Raw genomic sequence first — 18,540 nt, 5'->3', positions numbered from 1 at the left:
AAGCCCGCGAACCCGTTTTCTGACACAGTTTAGGAAAAGCGGTTCCCCACCGCCAGCCCAATCTACATGGCCACCTCGACCTGGCCAGGCCCGGTGACCCTGGCCTTCACCACCCGCTGCGAATTGAGGTTGCGCACCCGTATCTGCTCACCCTGGCCGCCTTTACTCAAGGCTTCGCCCGGCATGCGCACGCTGAGGCTGCCGCTGCGGGCGATGATCACCACATGGTCGCCCTTACGGATCACTTCGGCCTGTTCCAGGTGCTGCGGGGTAAGCACCTGATCGATGACCGTAGGGCGCAGCATTTTCATGCCCACTGCCTGGTCGAGGTCCGTGAGGAAACCCTGGCCGAGGGTCCCCACGTCGCGCTCGCGCAAGGCTACGTCGCCCTCGGCAATGATGTTTTCCCGCTTGAGCGGGCGGGTGACCACCACCACGTCGCGGAACAAGCGCACCGTTGCCGGCACGAAGAGGGTCCACGGCGCGCTGCTGTCACAGCGTACCCGCACCGTTACCCGGCCCAGAGGCTGCGCCGGGCTTTCCAGCGAAGCGTCCAGCGGCTGGCTGCACAGCGGCATGCGCAGGCGCGGATCGAGTGGGTTGACCTGGATCTCGTAGCGCCCGGCGGTCTGGGTGGTGGCCAGGTAATCCTCGACGGTGAATTCAAGAAACCCTTGGGTGACACCGATAAGCTGTTCAGGCAAGGTAACTGCGTCCGCCAGCGTACGAAGGCCGGGCGCCAGCAGGCTCAGCACGGCCAGTGCGCCACTGAGCAGGTGGGGCAGTCGTCGGAAAATTGTCGTTTTCGTGTACATGGCGCTCAAAAAAGCAAAGCCCGTGCCGACTCGTTAACCGAGTGGCGACGAAAAGCACAAACCATAAGGAGTCAGGCATGGCGGGGGTAATGGATTCGGTCAACCAGCGCACGCAGCTGGTGGGGCAGAATCGCCTGGAGTTGTTGCTGTTCCGCCTCAATGGCGAGCAGCTTTACGGGATCAACGTATTCAAGGTGCGCGAGGTGCTGCAGTGCCCGGAGCTGACCTTGTTGCCCAAATCCCACCCGGTGGTACGCGGCGTGGCGAACATTCGCGGGGCAACCATCCCGATCCTCGACCTGTCGATGGCAACGGGCCTGCCTGGGTTGAAGGAAGAAACACGCAACAGCTTTGTGATCATCACCGAGTACAACACCAAGACCCAGGGGTTTCTGGTGCATTCGGTCGAGCGCATCGTCAACATGAACTGGGAAGAGATCCATCCGCCACCCAAGGGTACCGGCCGTGATCACTACCTGACCGCGGTCACCCGTGTGGACAACCGCATGGTGGAGATCATCGACGTGGAAAAGGTGCTGGCCGAGGTAGCGCCATCGTCCGAATCGGTGTCTGCCGGTGTGGTCGATGCCGACGTGCAGGACAAGGCCGTGCTGCTGCGGGTGCTGACTGTCGACGATTCGTCGGTGGCGCGCAAGCAGGTCAGCCGCTGCCTGCAAACCGTCGGGGTCGAGGTGGTGGCGCTCAATGACGGTCGTCAGGCCTTGGACTACCTGCGCAAGTTGGTCGACGAAGGCAAAAAGCCGGAAGAAGAGTTCCTGATGATGATCTCGGACATTGAAATGCCGGAAATGGACGGTTATACGCTGACGGCCGAGATCCGTAACGACCCGCGTATGCAAAAATTGCACATCGTCCTGCATACTTCGCTGTCCGGGGTGTTCAACCAGGCGATGGTCAAGAAAGTCGGGGCGGATGACTTCCTTGCCAAGTTCAAGCCGGACGATCTGGCCCAGCGAGTGGTCGACCGGATCAAGGCAACGCATTGAAGCAGCCGGGAGGCAGTTCCCGGCACCAGCGATTGAAAAGAGGCTGCAGTAGTGTCTACGGGTAATTTGGATTTCGAACAGTTCCGGGTATTCCTGGAGAAAGCCTGTGGCATCCTGCTGGGCGAGAACAAGCAATACCTGGTCTCGAGCCGTCTCAACAAGCTCATGGAGCAACAGGGCATCAAGAGCCTGGGTGAGCTCGTGCAGCGCATCCAGACTCAGCCGCGTAGCGGCCTGCGCGAGCAGGTGGTCGATGCCATGACCACCAACGAGACCTTGTGGTTTCGCGATACCTACCCGTTCGAAGTGCTCAAGAACAAGGTCATTCCGGAGTTCATCAAGAACAATCCAGGCCAGCGCCTGCGCATGTGGTCGGCGGCCTGTTCTTCGGGCCAGGAGCCGTATTCCATTTCGATGGCCATCGACGAATTCGAGCGCAGCAACCTTGGCCAACTGAAGATGGGCGCGCAGATCGTCGCCACCGACCTGTCCGGGTCGATGCTGAACAACTGCAAGACCGGCGAATACGACAGCCTGGCGATCGCGCGCGGCCTGTCCCAGGAGCGCCTGCAGCGCTACTTCGATACCAAGGGGCCGGGGCGCTGGGCGGTCAAGCCGGCCATTCGCAGCCGTGTCGAGTTCCGTTCGTTCAACCTGCTCGACAGCTACGCAGCGTTGGGCAAATTCGACATCGTGTTCTGCCGCAACGTGCTGATCTACTTCTCGGCGCAGGTCAAGAGGGACATCCTGTTGCGTATTCACAGCACCCTGAAGCCGGGTGGGTACCTGTTCCTGGGCGCCTCCGAAGCGCTCAACGGGCTGCCGGACCATTACCAGATGGTGCAGTGCAGCCCGGGGATCATCTACCAGGCCAAGTAGGCAAAAGGCCGGCAGTAACGATGCCGGCCTTTTTTGTTGTTTGCTCGACCCCTGTCGCCAGTAAGCCGGCTCCTGCTGCTGCACCGATTTCAAGGCCAGTGGCCGCTTTCAGTTGACGTCAATTTTTTGGTTTGCCGCTTTTGCCGTCCGGCAATTGCCGCTTTCCCCTCATCAAGCGGAAGCACTTTGCCGCTTTTCTGGCATCCTCCGCCCCTTGATGCCTGGCGCAGCCCAGTGTTTTCGGGTTTTTGAAGGTTTGGCACAGCCCTTGCTATAGCTTGGTCAACGATCTTCCGGTCAACCTTTGAAGGTTTCCCCGACATGAGCATCAGTTTCGACAAGGCGCTTGGCATCCATGAAAAGGCCTTGGGCTTCCGTGCCCAGCGCGCCGAAGTGCTGGCCAACAACATCGCCAACGCCGACACGCCCAACTACAAGGCGCGTGACATGGACTTCTCTTCGGTGCTTGCTGCCGAAAGCCAGAAGCAGCAAAGCGGTGGCCGTTTCGCCATGGAGCGCACCAATAGCCGTCACATCGAGGCCGAAGGCCTGGCGATGGCCGACGACACGCTGCAGTACCGCACGCCGACGCAGCCGTCGATTGACCAGAACACCGTGGACGCCCAGATCGAGCAATCGAACTACACCGAAAACGCCATCGGCTTCCAGGCCAGTTTCACGCTGCTCAACAGTAAATTCAAAGGGCTGGTTTCGGCCCTGCGCGGAGAATGACCATGTCCCTTTCCAGTGTTTTCAACATTGCCGGTAGCGGCATGAGCGCGCAGAACACCCGCCTCAACACCGTGGCTTCCAACATCGCCAACGCCGAAACCGTTTCGTCGAGCATCGACCAGACCTACCGTGCGCGCCACCCGGTGTTCGCCACCACCTTCCAGAACGCCCAGGCCGGTGTCAGCCAGTCGCTGTTCGAGGACCAGGGCGAGGCAGGGCAGGGCGTGCAGGTCAAGGGGATTATCGAAGACCAGAGCAACCTGGAGGCGCGTTACGAGCCAAACCACCCGGCGGCGAACAAGGACGGCTACGTGTACTACCCGAACGTCAATGTGGTCGAGGAAATGGCTGACATGATTTCTGCCAGCCGGGCGTTCCAGACCAACGCCGAGCTGATGAACACCGCCAAGAACATGATGCAGAAAGTCCTGACCCTCGGTCAGTGATAAGGAATCCAGACCATGGCAGTCGATAGCACCAACGGTGTGAACCTCAACGATGTCTTGTCGGCATCGGGCGTGGGTGGCAGCGCCAAGAAAACCCCCGACACCGCATCCAAGACCGGTACCGACACGCTCGGCAAGGACGCGTTCCTGCAGCTGCTGGTTACCCAGATGCAACACCAGAACCCGCTGGACCCCCAGGACAACGGCGAATTCGTGGCCCAGTTGGCACAGTTCAGCAGCCTGGAAGGCATCACGACGCTGAACGAATCGGTCAGCGGCATCACCAACGCCATGGCCTCGTCTCAGGCCCTGCAGGCGTCCTCGCTGGTCGGCCGTTCGGTGGTGGTACAGAACGACAAGGCGGTGGTCGATACCACGGAAAGCTTCAACGCGCAGTTCGTCGTGCCGCAAGCGATCGGCGAGGCGAAGATCACCATCAAGGACAAGGACGGCAATACCGTCAAGACCATCGAGCTGGGCGAGCAGAAAGCCGGTTACGCCGATTTCATCTGGGATGGCACCAACGCCAAGGGCGAGAAGGTCGACCCGGGTACCTATTCCTTCACCGCCAGCACCACGGTCGATGGCAAAACAGTGCAAATGAACACCCTGCTGCCGGCGAAGGTGACCAGTGTCAGCTTCAACGCCACGGGCGAAATGGTGCTCAACCTCGCGGGTGTCGGCAAGGTTTCCCTCTCCGACGTACAAACCATCGGTATCTAAGGCCCGCTAGCGCGGCACAGGAGTGAATTCATGTCTTTCAATATCGGCCTTAGCGGTCTGTACGCAGCCAACAAGCAGTTGGACGTTACCGGCAACAACATTGCCAACGTCAACACCACCGGTTTCAAATCGTCGCGCGCCGAGTTCGCCGACGTCTACGCCGGCGCCAACCGCCTGGGCGTAGGCAAGAACCAGGTCGGCAACGGTGTGCGCCTGGCGGCTGTTTCGCAGCAGTTCACCCAGGGTGACGTGAACAATACCGGCAACGTGCTGGACATGGGCATCCAGGGCCAAGGCTTCTTCGTGCTGTCCGACAACGGGGCGCAGGTGTACACCCGTGCCGGTGCGTTCCAGCCCGACAAGAACAACTTCGTGGTGACTTCCGATGGCCTGCGTCTGCAAGGCTATGCGGCCGACTCGAACGGCAAGATCCAGAAGGGTGTGCTGACCGACCTGCAAATCGACACGTCGGCACTCAAGCCCAAGGCAACGACCTTGATCGACCAGGGCATCAACCTGAACTCGTCGTCTGTCGATATCCCGCTGGAAGTCGATGACGGCACGGGCAACCTGGTGCCGAACAAGGTGTTCGACCCCTCGGACGAAACCACCTACTCCAAGTCGTTCCCGACCAAGGTGTATGACAGCCAGGGCAACGAGCACACCATGGAGCAGTTCTACCGCAAGACCGGCACCAACGAGTGGACCATGTACACCCTGGTCGACGGTCGCAACCCGTTCGACCCGTCTTCCACCACGCCCCTGACCGGCACTATCAGCTTCAACAGCGATGGTTCGGTGAAGAGCATGGCGGCCGACAACACCGGCCACCCGCCTGGCGCATCGTTCAGCGTGACCAACAACGTCTTCACCATGGCCGGTTGGGTGCCAGCAGTGCAGGATGCGTCGGGAGCATGGGCCGCCAACGGCGCGAATGGCAATCCCGATGGCATGAAGCTGTCGATGAACAGCACCACCTCCTACAACACCGACACTGCCCGTATGTCGCAGTCCCAGGACGGTTATGCCACCGGTATTCTGTCGAGCTTGAGCATCGACTCCACCGGCGTGCTGTTCGCCAGTTTCACCAACCAGCAGTCGCGCGCCATCGGCCAGGTGGCCCTGGCCAGCTTCGCCAACGAGCAGGGCTTGCAGCAGATCGGCGGCACCCGCTGGACTGAAACCTACACCTCTGGCATTCCCGGCATCGATTCGCCGAAGACCGGTACCCTGGGTAGCGTCGAGTCCAATGCGCTGGAAGGCTCCAACGTCAACCTGACCCAGGAGCTGGTGGAATTGATCAAGGCGCAGAGCAACTACCAGGCGAACGCCAAGACCATCTCCACCGAAAGCACCGTCATGCAGACCATCATCCAGATGACGTGATGGTCACGGGGTGATGGTGTTTGGGCGAACCCCTTTCTCGTGAAGGGGTTTGTCGCATCTGCGGGAGGGAACATGAAAAAGTGGGTTGTCGCATTGCTGGCCGCTTTCTGCCTTTACCAGGCACAGGCAGGCACCGCGCCATGGTGGCGCTGGGAGAGCCAGGTGGATGGCCGCCTGGTGTGTTCGCAGTGGTCGCCGGGGGAAGGCTGGAAGCGTTTTGCCGGGCCCTACAACAATGGTGGTTGCCGCGATCGTTGAGTCTTGTGCCGGCCTCTTCGCGGGGCAAGCCCGCTCCCACAGGGAATTGTGTTGCGCCCTCAAACCTGTGGAGCGGGCTTGCCCCGCGAAGAGGCCGGTACAGGTTTGCCGCAATCGGCAACCTGGCGCCGGATAACCGGCGTCCCCCTCGCCACCCTCACCCGCAAAGGCCCGTATTCACGGGCTTTTTCACACTTTCAAAAAGTTGGTTCGGAACTTGCTTCTACGCCTGCACAGCAGCGGCGAGCGGCAAACGATCGCCAGTGCAGCGGAGGATGACTGTGGACAAGATGCTTTACGTGGCCATGACCGGCGCCAGCCAGAACGCGCTGGCGCAGAAGGCCCACGCCAACAACCTGGCGAACATTTCCACCAACGGCTTCCAGCGTGACCTGGAGCAGGCGCGTTCGATGCCGGTGTTCGGCGACAGCTTTCCGTCGCGGGCGTTTGCCATGACCGAGCGCCCTGCCACGGACTTCAGTGAAGGGCCGATGGTCGAGACCGGGCGCGATCTGGACGTGGCCGTGGCCGGGCAGGGCTTTATCGCCGTGCAGGCACCGGATGGCCGTGAAGCTTACGTGCGCACCGGCAGCCTGAACATCGATGCCTTGGGCGTCCTGCGCGCCGGCAATGGCATGCCGGTGATCGGCAACGGCGGCCCGATCGCCATTCCGCCAGAGCAGAAAGTCGAAGTGGGCGCCGATGGCACCATCAGCATCCGCTCCATGGGCGAAGACCCGCGGGTGATGGCCGAAGTCGACCGCATCAAGCTGGTCAACCCGGACACCAAAGGCCTGAGCAAAGGCCTTGATGGGCTGATCCACACCCAGAATGGCCAGCCGGCCGCCGCCGACGTCAATGTGCGTGTGGTGTCAGGCTTCCTGGAGGGCAGCAACGTCAACGCCGTGGAAGAAATGACTTCGGTGCTGGCGCTGTCCCGTCAATTCGAACTGCACGTGAAGATGATGAACGCGGCCAAGGAAGGCGACGAAGCCATGGCGCGTGTTTTGCAAATCGGCTAACCACACTTGAACGGGTGCCGTAAAACAGGCGCACGAGGAGAATACTGATGCTTCCGGCTCTTTGGGTCGCTAAAACCGGCCTGTCCGCCCAGGACACCAACCTCACGGTCATTTCCAACAACCTGGCCAACGTTTCGACCACCGGTTTCAAGCGTGACCGTGCCGAGTTCCAGGACCTGCTGTACCAGATCAAACGCCAGCCAGGCGCGCAGTCCACTCAGGACAGCGAGTTGCCGTCGGGCCTGCAGGTCGGTACCGGTGTGCGCATCGTCGGCACCCAGAAGAACTTCCAGACCGGCAGCCTGCAGACCACCGAAAACCCACTGGACATGGCCGTCAACGGCCGTGGCTTCTTCCAGGTCCTGCAGCCCGATGGCACTGTGTCGTACACCCGCGACGGCACCTTCCACCTGAATTCCGACGGCCAGATCGTGACCGCCAACGGCTTTGCCCTCGAGCCTGCGATCGTCGTGCCCAACGATGCCCAGACCTTCACCGTCGGCCAGGACGGCACCGTGTCGATCACCACCGCCGGCAACCCGGCTGCGCAGGTTATCGGCAACATCCAGACCGCTGACTTCATCAACCCGGCTGGCCTGCAGGCCATCGGTGAAAACCTGTTCCTGGAAACCGCCGCCAGCGGTGCGCCACAGGTCGGTACACCAGGCCTGAACGGCTTTGGCACCACCCTGCAGCAGACCCTGGAAAACTCCAACGTCAGCACCGTGGAAGAGCTGGTGAACATGATCACCACCCAGCGTGCCTACGAGATGAACTCCAAGGTCATCTCCACCGCCGACCAGATGCTGTCGTTCGTCACTCAGCAGCTGTAAGCCCTGGCCGCCCTAGTTCAGTTACACCGTGAGGTATGCGTCATGAAGCGTTTGTTGTCCGTATTCGCCCTGGGGGGTGTGGTGGTTCTGGCTGGTTGCGTCGCACCGACGCCCAAGCCCAACGACCCGTACTATGCGCCGGTTTTGCCGCGCACCCCGTTGCCGGCAGCGGCCAACAACGGTTCGATCTACCAGGCCGGTTTCGAGCAGAGCCTGTACACCGACCGCAAGGCGTTCCGCGTGGGTGACATCATCACCATCACCCTCAACGAGCGCACTTCGGCCAGCAAGAACGCAGGCTCGCAGATCCAGAAGAACAGCAAGGCAGACATCGGCCTGACTTCGCTGTTCGGCTCCACGCCAAACACCAACAACCCGTTTGGCGGAGGCGACCTGTCGCTTGAAGCCGGCTACAGCGGCGACCGCACCACCAAGGGCGACAGCAAGGCCACCCAGGGCAATACCCTGACCGGCTCGATCACGGTCACCGTGGCCGAGGTGCTGCCTAACGGCATCATCGCCGTGCGCGGCGAGAAGTGGATGACCCTGAACACAGGTGAAGAACTGGTACGCATTGCCGGCCTGATACGTGCCGACGACATCGCCACCGACAACACCGTGCCGTCGACCCGCGTGGCCGATGCGCGCATCACCTATTCAGGGACAGGTTCGTTCGCCGACGCCAGCCAGCCCGGGTGGCTGGACCGCTTCTTCCTCAGCCCGCTTTGGCCCTTCTGAGTACGGATGAACATGTTCAACCTCAGGCAGCTGATTGCCGCAACCCTGCTTCTGTCCTGTGCGTTCGGTGCCCATGCCGAGCGCCTGAAGGACATCGCCAGCATCTCTGGCGTACGTTCCAACCAGTTGATCGGTTACGGCCTGGTGGTAGGGCTCAACGGTACGGGTGACCAGACCACCCAAACACCGTTCACCCTGCAGACCTTCAACAACATGCTGTCGCAGTTCGGCATCAAGGTGCCGCCTGGCTCGGGCAACGTGCAGTTGAAAAACGTAGCCGCCGTATCGGTACATGCCGACCTGCCACCTTTCGCCAAGCCGGGCCAGGTGGTGGACATCACCGTGTCGTCGATCGGTAACTCCAAGAGCCTGCGCGGCGGCAGCCTGCTGATGACCCCGCTCAAGGGTATCGATGGCAACGTCTACGCCATCGCCCAAGGCAACCTGGTAGTCGGTGGTTTTGACGCCGAAGGCCGTGACGGCTCGAAGATCACCGTCAATGTTCCGTCGGCTGGCCGTATTCCCGGTGGTGCCTCTGTAGAACGGGCAGTGCCGAGTGGCTTCAACCAGGGCAACACCCTGACCTTGAACCTCAATCGCCCCGACTTCACAACGGCCAAGCGCATCGTCGACAAGGTCAACGAACTGCTCGGCCCAGGTGTGGCCCAGGCCGTGGACGGTGGCTCGGTGCGCGTCAGTGCACCGATGGACCCGAGCCAGCGCGTCGATTACCTGTCGATCCTCGAGAACCTGGAGATCGACCCGGGCCAGGCCGTGGCCAAGGTCATCATCAACTCGCGTACCGGCACCATTGTCATTGGCCAGAACGTCAAGGTCTCACCTGCGGCCGTGACCCACGGCAGCCTCACCGTCACCATCACCGAAGACCCGATCGTCAGCCAGCCAGGGCCGTTCTCCAATGGCCAGACCGCCGTGGTGCCGCGTTCGCGGGTCAATGCGCAGCAGGAAGCCAAGCCGATGTTCAAGTTCGGCCCGGGTACCACGCTGGATGAAATCGTCCGTGCGGTGAACCAGGTGGGGGCGGCGCCCAGCGACCTGATGGCCATCCTCGAAGCCCTGAAACAGGCCGGCGCCCTGCAGGCCGACCTGATCGTGATCTGAGGAGGCCGCGGATGAACTCGAAAAGCCTGGTTTCCAGCACCGCCGACAGCGGCGCCTATACCGACCTCAATCGCCTGAGCTCGCTCAAGCATGGTGACCGCGACAGCGACGCCAACGTGCGCAAGGTAGCCCAGGAGTTCGAGTCGCTGTTCATCAGCGAGATGCTCAAGGCTTCGCGCAAGGCCAGCGATGTGCTGGCCGACGACAACCCGATGAACAGCGAGACGGTCAAGCAGTACCGCGACATGTACGACCAGCAGCTGGCCGTGAGCATGTCCCGCGAAGGCGGCGGTATCGGCTTGCAGGATGTGCTGGTTCGCCAGCTGTCCAAGCACAAGAGCGCCCCGCCCAACACCAGCCCGTTTGCGCGTAGCGAGGGCAGTGCACCGCCGCTGTGGGGCAACAAGGTGGCCGACCCTGTGCATGCCACGCCGTCGAGCGCCACGCGCAACGATGTTGCCGCGCTCAACGCACGGCGCCTGGCCCTGCCGAGCAAGCTGACCGACCGCCTGTTGGCCGGCATCGTGCCGTCGGCTGGCAGCCCGGCAGCGGCGACCAATACCGCTGCCGTGCCGGCCCGTGACGGGCAGCAGGTGGCACAGAGCTTCGCTGTGCCTGAGCGTGGCCTGCGCATCACCGGGCGAGCCGTGGCACAGCCACCGCTGGCGCCGCAGAAGGCGTTCGCCGACAGCGATCAATTCGTCGCCACCATGCTGCCGATGGCCGAGCAGGCCGCCAAGCGCATCGGCGTCGACCCGCGTTACCTGGTGGCCCAGGCCGCCCTGGAAACCGGCTGGGGCAGGTCGGTGATGCGCAACAGCGACGGCAGCAGCAGCCACAACCTGTTCGGCATCAAGGCCACCGGCAACTGGGAAGGCGATTCGGCGCGGGCGATCACCAGCGAATACCGCGACGGCCAGTTCGTCAAGGAGACCGCAGCGTTCCGTTCCTACGACTCCTACCAGGACAGTTTCCACGACCTGGTCAGCCTGTTGCAGAACAATTCCCGCTATCAAGATGCGGTGAAGGCGGCCGATAAACCAGAACAGTTCGTGCAAGAGTTGCAGAAGGCCGGGTACGCCACCGACCCGAATTACGCCAGCAAGATCTCGCAGATTGCAAGACAGATGAAGTCGTACCAGAGCTATGCATCGCTTGGTACCACAACACAACTTTAAGGGCATGGAACCATGGCGAGTCTGATCAACATTGGTATGTCGGGGCTTGGCGCCGCGCAGTCGGGGATGTACACCCTCGGTAACAACATCGCCAACGCCGACGTCGAAAGCTACTCGCGCCAGCAGAACGTGCAAAAGACCAAGGGCGGCCAGCAGGTCGGCCAGGTCTTCATCGGCAGCGGTACCACGCTGGCCGATGTGCGCCGGGTGTACAACGCGTTCCTTGAGAACCAGCTGCGCACCACCACTTCGCTGAGCAGCGAGGCTTCCTCGTACCTGGACCAGATCACACCCCTGGACACTGCCCTGTCCAGCAGCGACACCGGTATCACTGCCGCGCTGCAAAGCTTCTTCAGCGCCATGCAGGATGCGGCCGCCAAGCCAACCGAAGATGCTTCGCGCCAGCTCCTGCTGACCAGTGCGCAGTCGCTGGCCAAGCGCTTCAACACCCTGTCGTCGCAGCTCAATCAGCAGAACAGCAACGTCAACAGCAACATGGGCGCGCTGGCCAACCAGGTGAACAACCTGACCAAGACCATCGCCGACCTCAACGAACAGATCTCTCGGGTCAGTTCCATTTCCGGTCAGCCAAACGACCTGCTTGACCAGCGCGACGGCGCGGTGCGCGAGCTCAATGCGCTGATCGGCACCGACGTGGTCGAGCGTGACGGCAACTACGACATCTACCTGAAGAACGGCCAGTCATTGGTCCTGGGCAAGACCACCCAGACCCTGGGCGTGGAGCCGAGCGCGACCGACCCGACCCGCATGAGCCTGATCCTCAACCGCGGCTCGACCAAGATGGACATCACCAGCAGCGCCACCGGTGGCGAGCTGGGTGGCTTGATCCGCTATCGCAAGGAAACCCTCGACCCTGCCCTCAATGAGCTGGGCCGCGTCGCGCTGGTGGTAGCCGACGCGATCAACAGCCAGTTGGCCCAGGGTATCGACAAGAACGGTAACTTCGGCGCCACGCTGTTCGGCGACATCAACAGCGCCAAAGCCATCAGCGAGCGCAGTGTCGCCAAGACCGGCAACAGCGCGGGCTCCGGCAACCTGGATGTGACCATCAAGGACACCGGCAAGCTGTCCACCAGCGACTATCAGGTGACCTTTACCAGCGCCACCGGCTACAGCGTGCGCAAGCTGCCCGAAGGCACCGACATGGGCAGCTTCGACCTCACCGATACGCCGCCGCCGGTGATCGATGGCTTTACCTTGTCGCTCAACGGCGGTGGCTTGAGCGCGGGTGACAGCTTCAAGATCACCCCGACCCGCAACGCTGCGGCCAACATCGACACCGTGCTCACCGACCCCAAGCGCCTGGCGCTGGCCTCGCCACTGACCGCCACCAACGGTTCTGGCAACAAGGGCACCGGTGTCATCACGCAACCGACGTTGACCTCCAAGCTGGACATCTATGATGCTGCCCAGCGTACGCAGCTGCAGAACGGGCTGAAGTACTCGACCCCGGTCAAACTGGTGTTCGGCGACGAGGGCACCTCGCCCCAGGCCTACAAGATGTATGACGCCAAGGGCACCGAGATCGGCAGCGGCACCATCGTGCCGGGTCAGGAGAACAAGTTGCAGTTGTCGGTGCCGCTGGTCGATGGCAACGGCAACGCGCTGGGTGGCAACTTCACCTTCGAGATGAGCGTGTCCGGTGCGCCGAAAAACGGCGACAGCTACACCGTGGCACTGACCGGCGCAGGCTCGGCAGACAACCGCAATGGCCAGTCGGTGATCGACTTGCAGACCAAGTCGACGGTCGAGGTCGGTGCCGACGGCAAAGGCATCAGCTTCACCGATGCCTACGCCAAACTGGTGTCCAACGTCGGCGGCAAAGCCGGCCAGGCCCAGATGGACACCGACGCCACCACGGCGCTGCACAGCTCTGCGCTGGACAGCCGCAACGGCCTGTCGGGCGTGTCGGTCGACGAAGAAGTGGGCAACCTGGTCAAGTTCCAGCAGTACTACACCGCGTCGTCGCAGATCATCAAGGCGGCCCAGGAAACTTTCGCCACCCTGATCAACAGTCTTTAAGGAGCCGTAGATCGTGAGTGTACGCATCTCTACTTCGCAGTTTTACAACACCAACCAGGCCAACTACCAAAGCAACTTCGCCAAGACGGTGAGGACGCAGCAGGAGGCCAGCGATGGCATTCGCGTGCGGTCGGCCAAGGACGACCCGGTGGGTGCTGCGCGGTTGCTGCAGTTGGAGCAGCAGCAGAACATGTTGAAGCAGTACAGCGGCAATATCGTCAATGTGCGTAATGCCCTGGGCACTGCCGAGAGCACCTTGAAGGCGATCGGCACCGTCCTGCAGCGCGTCAACGAACTGGCCATCAGCTCGGGCAACGCCTCGTTCACCGATTCCGATCGCAAGGCCAATGCCGATGAGCTGGCCTCGCTGGAAGACCAACTGTTCTCGCTGATGAACAGCAAGGACGAGAACGGCAAGTACATCTTCTCCGGCTCCAAGGGTGATACCCCACCTTACTCGCGTAATGCCGATGGCACCTACAGCTATCAGGGCGACCAGGGCAAGCTGAACCTGCAGGTGGGTGACATGCTCAGCCTGGCGGCCAACGAGACCGGTTACGACGCCTTCGAGCAGGCGCTCAATACCAGCCGCAGCGAAACCAAGATGACCGCGCCAGCCATCGACGATGGCCGTGTCAGCCTGTCCAATGGCCAGGTTTCGGGCAGCTCGACCTATAACGACCGCTTCCGCAGCGGTGAACCCTACACGGTCGAGTTCGTCAGCAGCACCGAATTCAAGATCACCGACGCCGGCGGCAACGATGTCACTCTGGAGGCGGGCCAGGGTGGCAAGTTCGACCCCAACGGTACCAACACCACCATCAGCTTTCGCGGTGTCGACTTGCGCCTGGGCATCAAATTCCAGGACGGTGACAAGGGCAATGAAGACGCGGTGATCGCCGGCCACACCTTCACCTTGAGCTCCAAGGCCGACGCGGTAACCGGTACCCGCAGCCCTGGCAACGCGTCCTCGGAGCAGGTGACAGGAGCGACCATCACCGACCCGAATGCCTACAAGGCCGCATTCCCCTCTGGCGGCGCCGTGCTCAAGTTCACCGGCACCAATACGTTTGAACTGTATGCCTCGCCGGTCAGTGCCGACAGCCGCCCAGTGGCCTCGGGCACGCTGGGTGGGCCGAACGGTACCACTGCCACTGCGGCGGGCGTGAGCTTCGAGCTGTCCGGCGCGCCGGCGGCAGGTGACTCGTTCTCGGTGAAGGTTGACACCCACCAAACCCAGAACGTGCTCGACACCATCAGCCAACTGCGCGCGGCGCTGAGCACGCCGCAAGACAGCGACCCGGTAGCCAAGCAGAACTTCAAGGCCGCGCTGGACTCGGCCATCGGTAACGTCGGTAGCGCGATCAACCAGGTGTCCTCGTCGGTCAGTGCCATCGGTGGCCGCGGCCAGGCGCTGGATGTGCAGGCCGAGACCAACGAAGCCCTGGGCGCTGAAAACACCAAGACCCAGAGCTCGATCCGCGAAAGCGATCAGGCCGAGGTCATGGTGCGCCTGCAGATGCAGAGCAACATGCTGCAAGCGTCCCTGCAGGCCTATGCCAAGGTCGCCGGGCTTTCGCTGGTCAACTACATCTGATTGGCCCGGACCTTCGCCAGGTCCTCCACAAGGGTGCTCCGGCGGTGGCTGACAATGCCAAGCCAGGGTGCCCTTGTTTCGCTAACGGCTTGAAGCCGGCCCGTTCTCCAGGCGAACCGCGCCACCCCTTATCAAGGTCGTCATCGTGACTGAGCAGCCTCTCGTCAGCATCGCCATTCCAGCTTTCAATGCCGAGTTCTTTCGCGGCACCCTGGCCAGCGCGGTGGCTCAGGACTATCCGAACCTGGAAATCATCGTTTGCGACGACAGTGCCGACGGCGAGATCGAGGCGATCTGCGCCGCGCTGAGCAAGGACGCTGCGGCTCCCCTGCGCTATGTTCGCAACCCCACCCGCATGGGCTTTGCGCGCAACCTGCAGGCTTGCCTGGCGCAAGCGAGCGGGGAGCTGATCAAGTTCCTCTGTGATGACGACCTGCTGCTGGACAGTTGCATCAGCCGTCAGGCCAGCGTACTGACCCAGTGGCAGCAGGTCAGCATGGTCATCGCTCAGCGCCTGATCTGCTCTGCGGATGACATTCTGCTGCCGTCCCGGGCCCTCAATAGCGTGATCGCGCCGCACAGCGCAGTGCTGATCGGCACGGACCTGTTGGCCAGTATCGCCGACAATGCCCCCAACCTGTTCGGTGGGCTGAGCCATGCGATGTTCCGCCGTGCCCAGGTCGAGGATTACCTGGCTCAACTGGTGCTTGATGGGCAGGGGTTCGCGGCCCGCCTGGACCTTGCCTTGTACGCTTGCCTGTTGCGTCGAGGTCACCTTGCCAGCCTGGAGCAGGTGCTGAGTGTCGAGCGCATGCATGCCGGCCGGCTCAGCCATCACGTCGGCATGACCGAAGCCTACAAGAGCGAGACCCAATGGCTGCAGCAGATGCTGGCAGCGCGCACCGGCGAGCCTGCGCCGGCCAACGGGTGGGTGCGCTATCTGGCGCTGGACGCTTACACCGGGGATGCCGATCAGGTCTGGGAAGAGTTCGATATTCGACGGTTCTTTGCCGGGCAGGTTGCCAACTTCGCTCAGCAGGTCGGCAGCCACGCGCTGAGTTTTTCCGAACTCTATGCCGACTGGCTGGAGTGCCGAACGCTGTCCGCCGGGCAACTGCGCCTGCTGTCGAAGCGCATCGCGCAATGGCCGGTTCGGCCGCGCATCGTGCCGGTGGTGTCGTGCCAGGCAGGGGATGAAAGGGCCCTGCTTGCCACCCTGGACAGCCTCGCTGTGCAGTCGTATGCGACAGCGGGCGTCCTGGTTCTGGTCCCGGAAGGTTTCGCTGAAGTCGCTGCTCCAGGCGTGCAGTATCTGACGTTGCGCGGCAGCGGCTATGGGCAACTCAATGAGTGGCTGGCGAGCCCGGCGGCGGCCGACTGGGTGCTGCTGTTGCGTGCCGGGGACCGTTTGCAGGCGCACGCGCTGGTGATCATGGCCGAGCGCATGGCGTTGCGCAGCCAGAGCCTGTGTCTGTACAGCGACGAGGACACCTTCGACAACCTGGCGCCTTCCAATCCGATCTTCAAACCCGATTTCAACCTCGATCTGATGCGTAGCGTGCCTTATGTGGGCCGCATGCTGGCGTTCGACCGTGCGGCGTTGCAAGCATTGGGCGGTTTCGATACCCAGTACCAGAGCCTGGCGCCGCAGGACCTGCTCTGGCGAATGGTCGAGGCCCATGGTCTGCAGGTGGTGGAGCATGTCGCCGAGATGCTGGTGCATTGTCAGTGCGGTTATGCAGACTGGTTCAATGAGCCGCAGGCGCAGCGGGAGGCATTGCAGGTGGTCAAGGCGCACCTGCAGCGCCTGGGTGTGGCGGCCACGGTGGAAGGGGGCGGCACTGGCCTGGTTTCGCGCGTGACCTACCTGCATGACAGTGTGGCCAGCGTGTCGATCCTGATCCCGGCGGGTAAGCATCTGCATGGGCTCAGGCGTTGCGTGGAATCGCTGTTCCAGCACACCGACTACAGCCATTTCGAGGTTCTGATAATTGCAGACGGCAATGCGTCTAGCGACCTCGCCGACTGGCTTACGGCGATGCGCGGCCTGGGCGGCGATCAGTTACGTATCGTTGACGTGCAGGCGCAGGGCAGGGCGGCGGCGCTGAATCAGGCCAGCCGTTTCGCACGTGGCGACTACCTGCTGCTGCTCGATCCAGGCTGTGCGTTGTTCGAGAAGCACTGGCTGAGCACGTTGATGAGCCAGGCGCAGCGGCCCGAAGTTGGCATCGTTGGCCCAATGCTCTGTGCAGGCGATGGCAAGGTCGTCTGCGCGGGTTTGGTGCTTGGCCTGAACAATGGCACCGCCGGCACGCCGTTTGTGGGCAGCAAGCTGGGCGCAGAGGGATACATGGGCCGCTTGCGCCAGGTACAGAACTGGAGTGCGGTGAGCATTGACTGCCTGGCGGTGCGTCGAGAACTCTTCGAAGCCCTGGGTGGCCTCGATGACAACGCCCTGCAGGCCACGCTGTACGACGTCGACCTTTGCCTACGTGCCCGCGAGCAAGGTTATCTGGTGGTGTGGACGCCGTTTGCACGCGTCGCCAAACTGTCCGGCGACGCTGCAATTGGATCGGTAGATGAAGTGACACAAGCCGACCAGGACGTTGTTTACGACCGCTGGCTGCCCCGCTTGGCACGTGACCCGGCGTACAACGACAACCTGAGCCTCAAGCTTGCCAATTTCAACCTCGAGCCAGGCTTGCGCACAGGCTGGGACCCCTTCATTGCACGTGCGATGCCTTCGGTGCTGGCGTTGCCGAGCAACACCACGGCGATTGGGCATTACCGGGTGATCCAGCCGTTCACCGAGCTTGAGCGTGCGGGCTGGATCCAGGGGCGAATCAACCATACGACCCCCGGATTGATCGAACTGGAGCGGGAGAAGCCCGATGTGCTGATCCTGCAGTGCCGCTACACGCCGACCAATCTCAAGGAAATGGCCCGCTTCAAGCGATTCTCCCATGCACGGCGAATCTACGAGCTGGACGATTACATCATCGAGCCACCGAAGAAGAACGACCATGCCCGCAACCTGCCCAGCAACATCGGTGAACTGGTTGCCCAAGGTATTGCGTTGTGTGATCGCGTGGTCTGCTCCACCGAGCCTCTGGCCGATGCACTGTCTAGCATGCACCACGATATTCGCGTGGTACCCAACATGTTGTCGGCCCAGTTGTGGGCGGGCCTTGCCAGCCAACGCCAGACCAGCGCCCGGCCACGTGTCGGATGGGCCGGTGGTACCAGCCATCGGGGTGATCTGGAGCTGCTGCTGGAAGTGGTCAGGACGCTGGCCAACGAGGTGGACTGGGTCTTCTTCGGGATGTGCCCGGAGGTCTTGCGCCCTTACGTGAAGGAGTTCCACGGCGCAATTGCGATGGCCGACTACCCACGCAAGCTGGCGAGCCTCAACCTGGACCTGGCATTGGCACCGTTGGAGCAAAATCTATTCAACGACTGCAAGAGCAACCTGCGCCTGCTGGAGTACGGTGCCTGCGGGTTCCCGGTCATCTGCACGGATGCCAAGGCCTACGCCGGCTATCTGCCGTGCACCCGGGTCAAGGACAACACCACGCAACAATGGCTGGATGCGATCCGCATGCACCTGGCCGACCCGCAGGCCAGCTATCGCCAGGGTGATGCCCTGCGCGAGGCGGTGCTGCAGGACTACATGCTGATGCCGCACCACTTGCAGCATTGGGCCAACGCCTGGCTGGCGGACTGAACGTTGGCGCAGGCCCGTGCCCGCGCCGCAATGAAAA

Annotated in this window: 16 protein-coding genes; 15 read left to right on the top strand and 1 reads right to left on the bottom strand. The window is 62.2% G+C overall.

The genetic code is table 11. The features are described 5' to 3' along the window. Positions 1-62: 62 nt before the first annotated feature. Positions 63-815, bottom strand: coding sequence for a flagellar basal body P-ring formation chaperone FlgA (flgA, locus tag APH34_RS05105; RefSeq protein WP_054900092.1), 753 nt, complete (start codon positions 813-815; stop codon positions 63-65). Between the two features lie 77 nt (positions 816-892). Between flgA and APH34_RS05100 the strand changes: the two genes are divergently transcribed. The 15 genes from APH34_RS05100 to APH34_RS05030 all read left to right on the top strand — a co-directional run bounded on the left by APH34_RS05100 (position 893) and on the right by APH34_RS05030 (position 18,503). After that, on the top strand, positions 893-1,822 hold the full coding sequence (locus tag APH34_RS05100) for a chemotaxis protein CheV (RefSeq protein WP_054900091.1): 930 nt from the start codon (positions 893-895) through the stop codon (positions 1,820-1,822). Between the two features lie 51 nt (positions 1,823-1,873). Then, on the top strand, positions 1,874-2,701 hold the full coding sequence (gene cheR, locus APH34_RS05095; RefSeq protein ID WP_054900090.1) for a protein-glutamate O-methyltransferase CheR: 828 nt from the start codon (positions 1,874-1,876) through the stop codon (positions 2,699-2,701). A gap of 321 nt (positions 2,702-3,022) precedes the next feature. Next, positions 3,023-3,433, top strand: a complete 411-nt coding sequence (gene flgB, locus APH34_RS05090) for a flagellar basal body rod protein FlgB (RefSeq protein ID WP_054900089.1) — start codon at positions 3,023-3,025, stop codon at positions 3,431-3,433. A 2-nt stretch (positions 3,434-3,435) separates the two neighbouring features. Beyond that, entirely contained in the window at positions 3,436-3,879 is a 444-nt protein-coding gene (flgC, locus tag APH34_RS05085) for a flagellar basal body rod protein FlgC (RefSeq protein ID WP_054900088.1), read from the top strand. 15 nt (positions 3,880-3,894) lie between these two features. Continuing rightward, on the top strand, positions 3,895-4,602 hold the full coding sequence (gene flgD, locus APH34_RS05080; RefSeq protein ID WP_054900087.1) for a flagellar hook assembly protein FlgD: 708 nt from the start codon (positions 3,895-3,897) through the stop codon (positions 4,600-4,602). Between the two features lie 30 nt (positions 4,603-4,632). Further along, positions 4,633-5,988, top strand: a complete 1,356-nt coding sequence (flgE, locus tag APH34_RS05075; RefSeq protein ID WP_054900086.1) for a flagellar hook protein FlgE — start codon at positions 4,633-4,635, stop codon at positions 5,986-5,988. 72 nt (positions 5,989-6,060) lie between these two features. Further along, complete coding sequence (locus APH34_RS05070) at positions 6,061-6,246, top strand: hypothetical protein (protein WP_054900085.1); 186 nt, start codon at positions 6,061-6,063, stop codon at positions 6,244-6,246. Positions 6,247-6,527: 281 nt separating this feature from the next. Next, a complete protein-coding gene (gene flgF, locus APH34_RS05065; protein ID WP_054900120.1) occupies positions 6,528-7,268 on the top strand; it encodes a flagellar basal-body rod protein FlgF in 741 nt (246 codons plus the stop codon). Positions 7,269-7,315: 47 nt separating this feature from the next. Then, positions 7,316-8,101 carry a flagellar basal-body rod protein FlgG gene (gene flgG / locus APH34_RS05060; RefSeq protein WP_054900084.1) on the top strand — a complete coding sequence of 262 codons (786 nt, stop codon included), beginning with the start codon at positions 7,316-7,318 and terminating at the stop codon, positions 8,099-8,101. A gap of 42 nt (positions 8,102-8,143) precedes the next feature. Continuing rightward, on the top strand, positions 8,144-8,839 hold the full coding sequence (gene flgH, locus APH34_RS05055) for a flagellar basal body L-ring protein FlgH (protein ID WP_054900083.1): 696 nt from the start codon (positions 8,144-8,146) through the stop codon (positions 8,837-8,839). 12 nt (positions 8,840-8,851) lie between these two features. Beyond that, positions 8,852-9,961 carry a flagellar basal body P-ring protein FlgI gene (locus APH34_RS05050; protein ID WP_054900119.1) on the top strand — a complete coding sequence of 370 codons (1,110 nt, stop codon included), beginning with the start codon at positions 8,852-8,854 and terminating at the stop codon, positions 9,959-9,961. A gap of 11 nt (positions 9,962-9,972) precedes the next feature. Then, positions 9,973-11,139: a flagellar assembly peptidoglycan hydrolase FlgJ gene (gene flgJ, locus APH34_RS05045; RefSeq protein ID WP_054900082.1), complete on the top strand. Its 1,167-nt coding sequence runs from the start codon at positions 9,973-9,975 to the stop codon at positions 11,137-11,139. 12 nt (positions 11,140-11,151) lie between these two features. Next, complete coding sequence (gene flgK, locus APH34_RS05040) at positions 11,152-13,182, top strand: flagellar hook-associated protein FlgK (RefSeq protein WP_054900081.1); 2,031 nt, start codon at positions 11,152-11,154, stop codon at positions 13,180-13,182. 13 nt (positions 13,183-13,195) lie between these two features. Then, the gene (locus APH34_RS05035; protein ID WP_054900080.1) at positions 13,196-14,779 is read left to right on the top strand and encodes a flagellar hook-associated protein 3; all 1,584 of its coding nucleotides are present in this window, start codon (positions 13,196-13,198) and stop codon (positions 14,777-14,779) included. A 145-nt stretch (positions 14,780-14,924) separates the two neighbouring features. Further along, on the top strand, positions 14,925-18,503 hold the full coding sequence (locus APH34_RS05030) for a glycosyltransferase (protein WP_054900079.1): 3,579 nt from the start codon (positions 14,925-14,927) through the stop codon (positions 18,501-18,503). Positions 18,504-18,540: the final 37 nt, after the last annotated feature.

Origin of the sequence: Pseudomonas sp. NBRC 111131 (assembly GCF_001320525.1) — a bacterium.
Classification (GTDB): domain Bacteria; phylum Pseudomonadota; class Gammaproteobacteria; order Pseudomonadales; family Pseudomonadaceae; genus Aquipseudomonas; species Aquipseudomonas ceruminis.
This window is presented reverse-complemented; position numbering and strand designations above follow the sequence as displayed.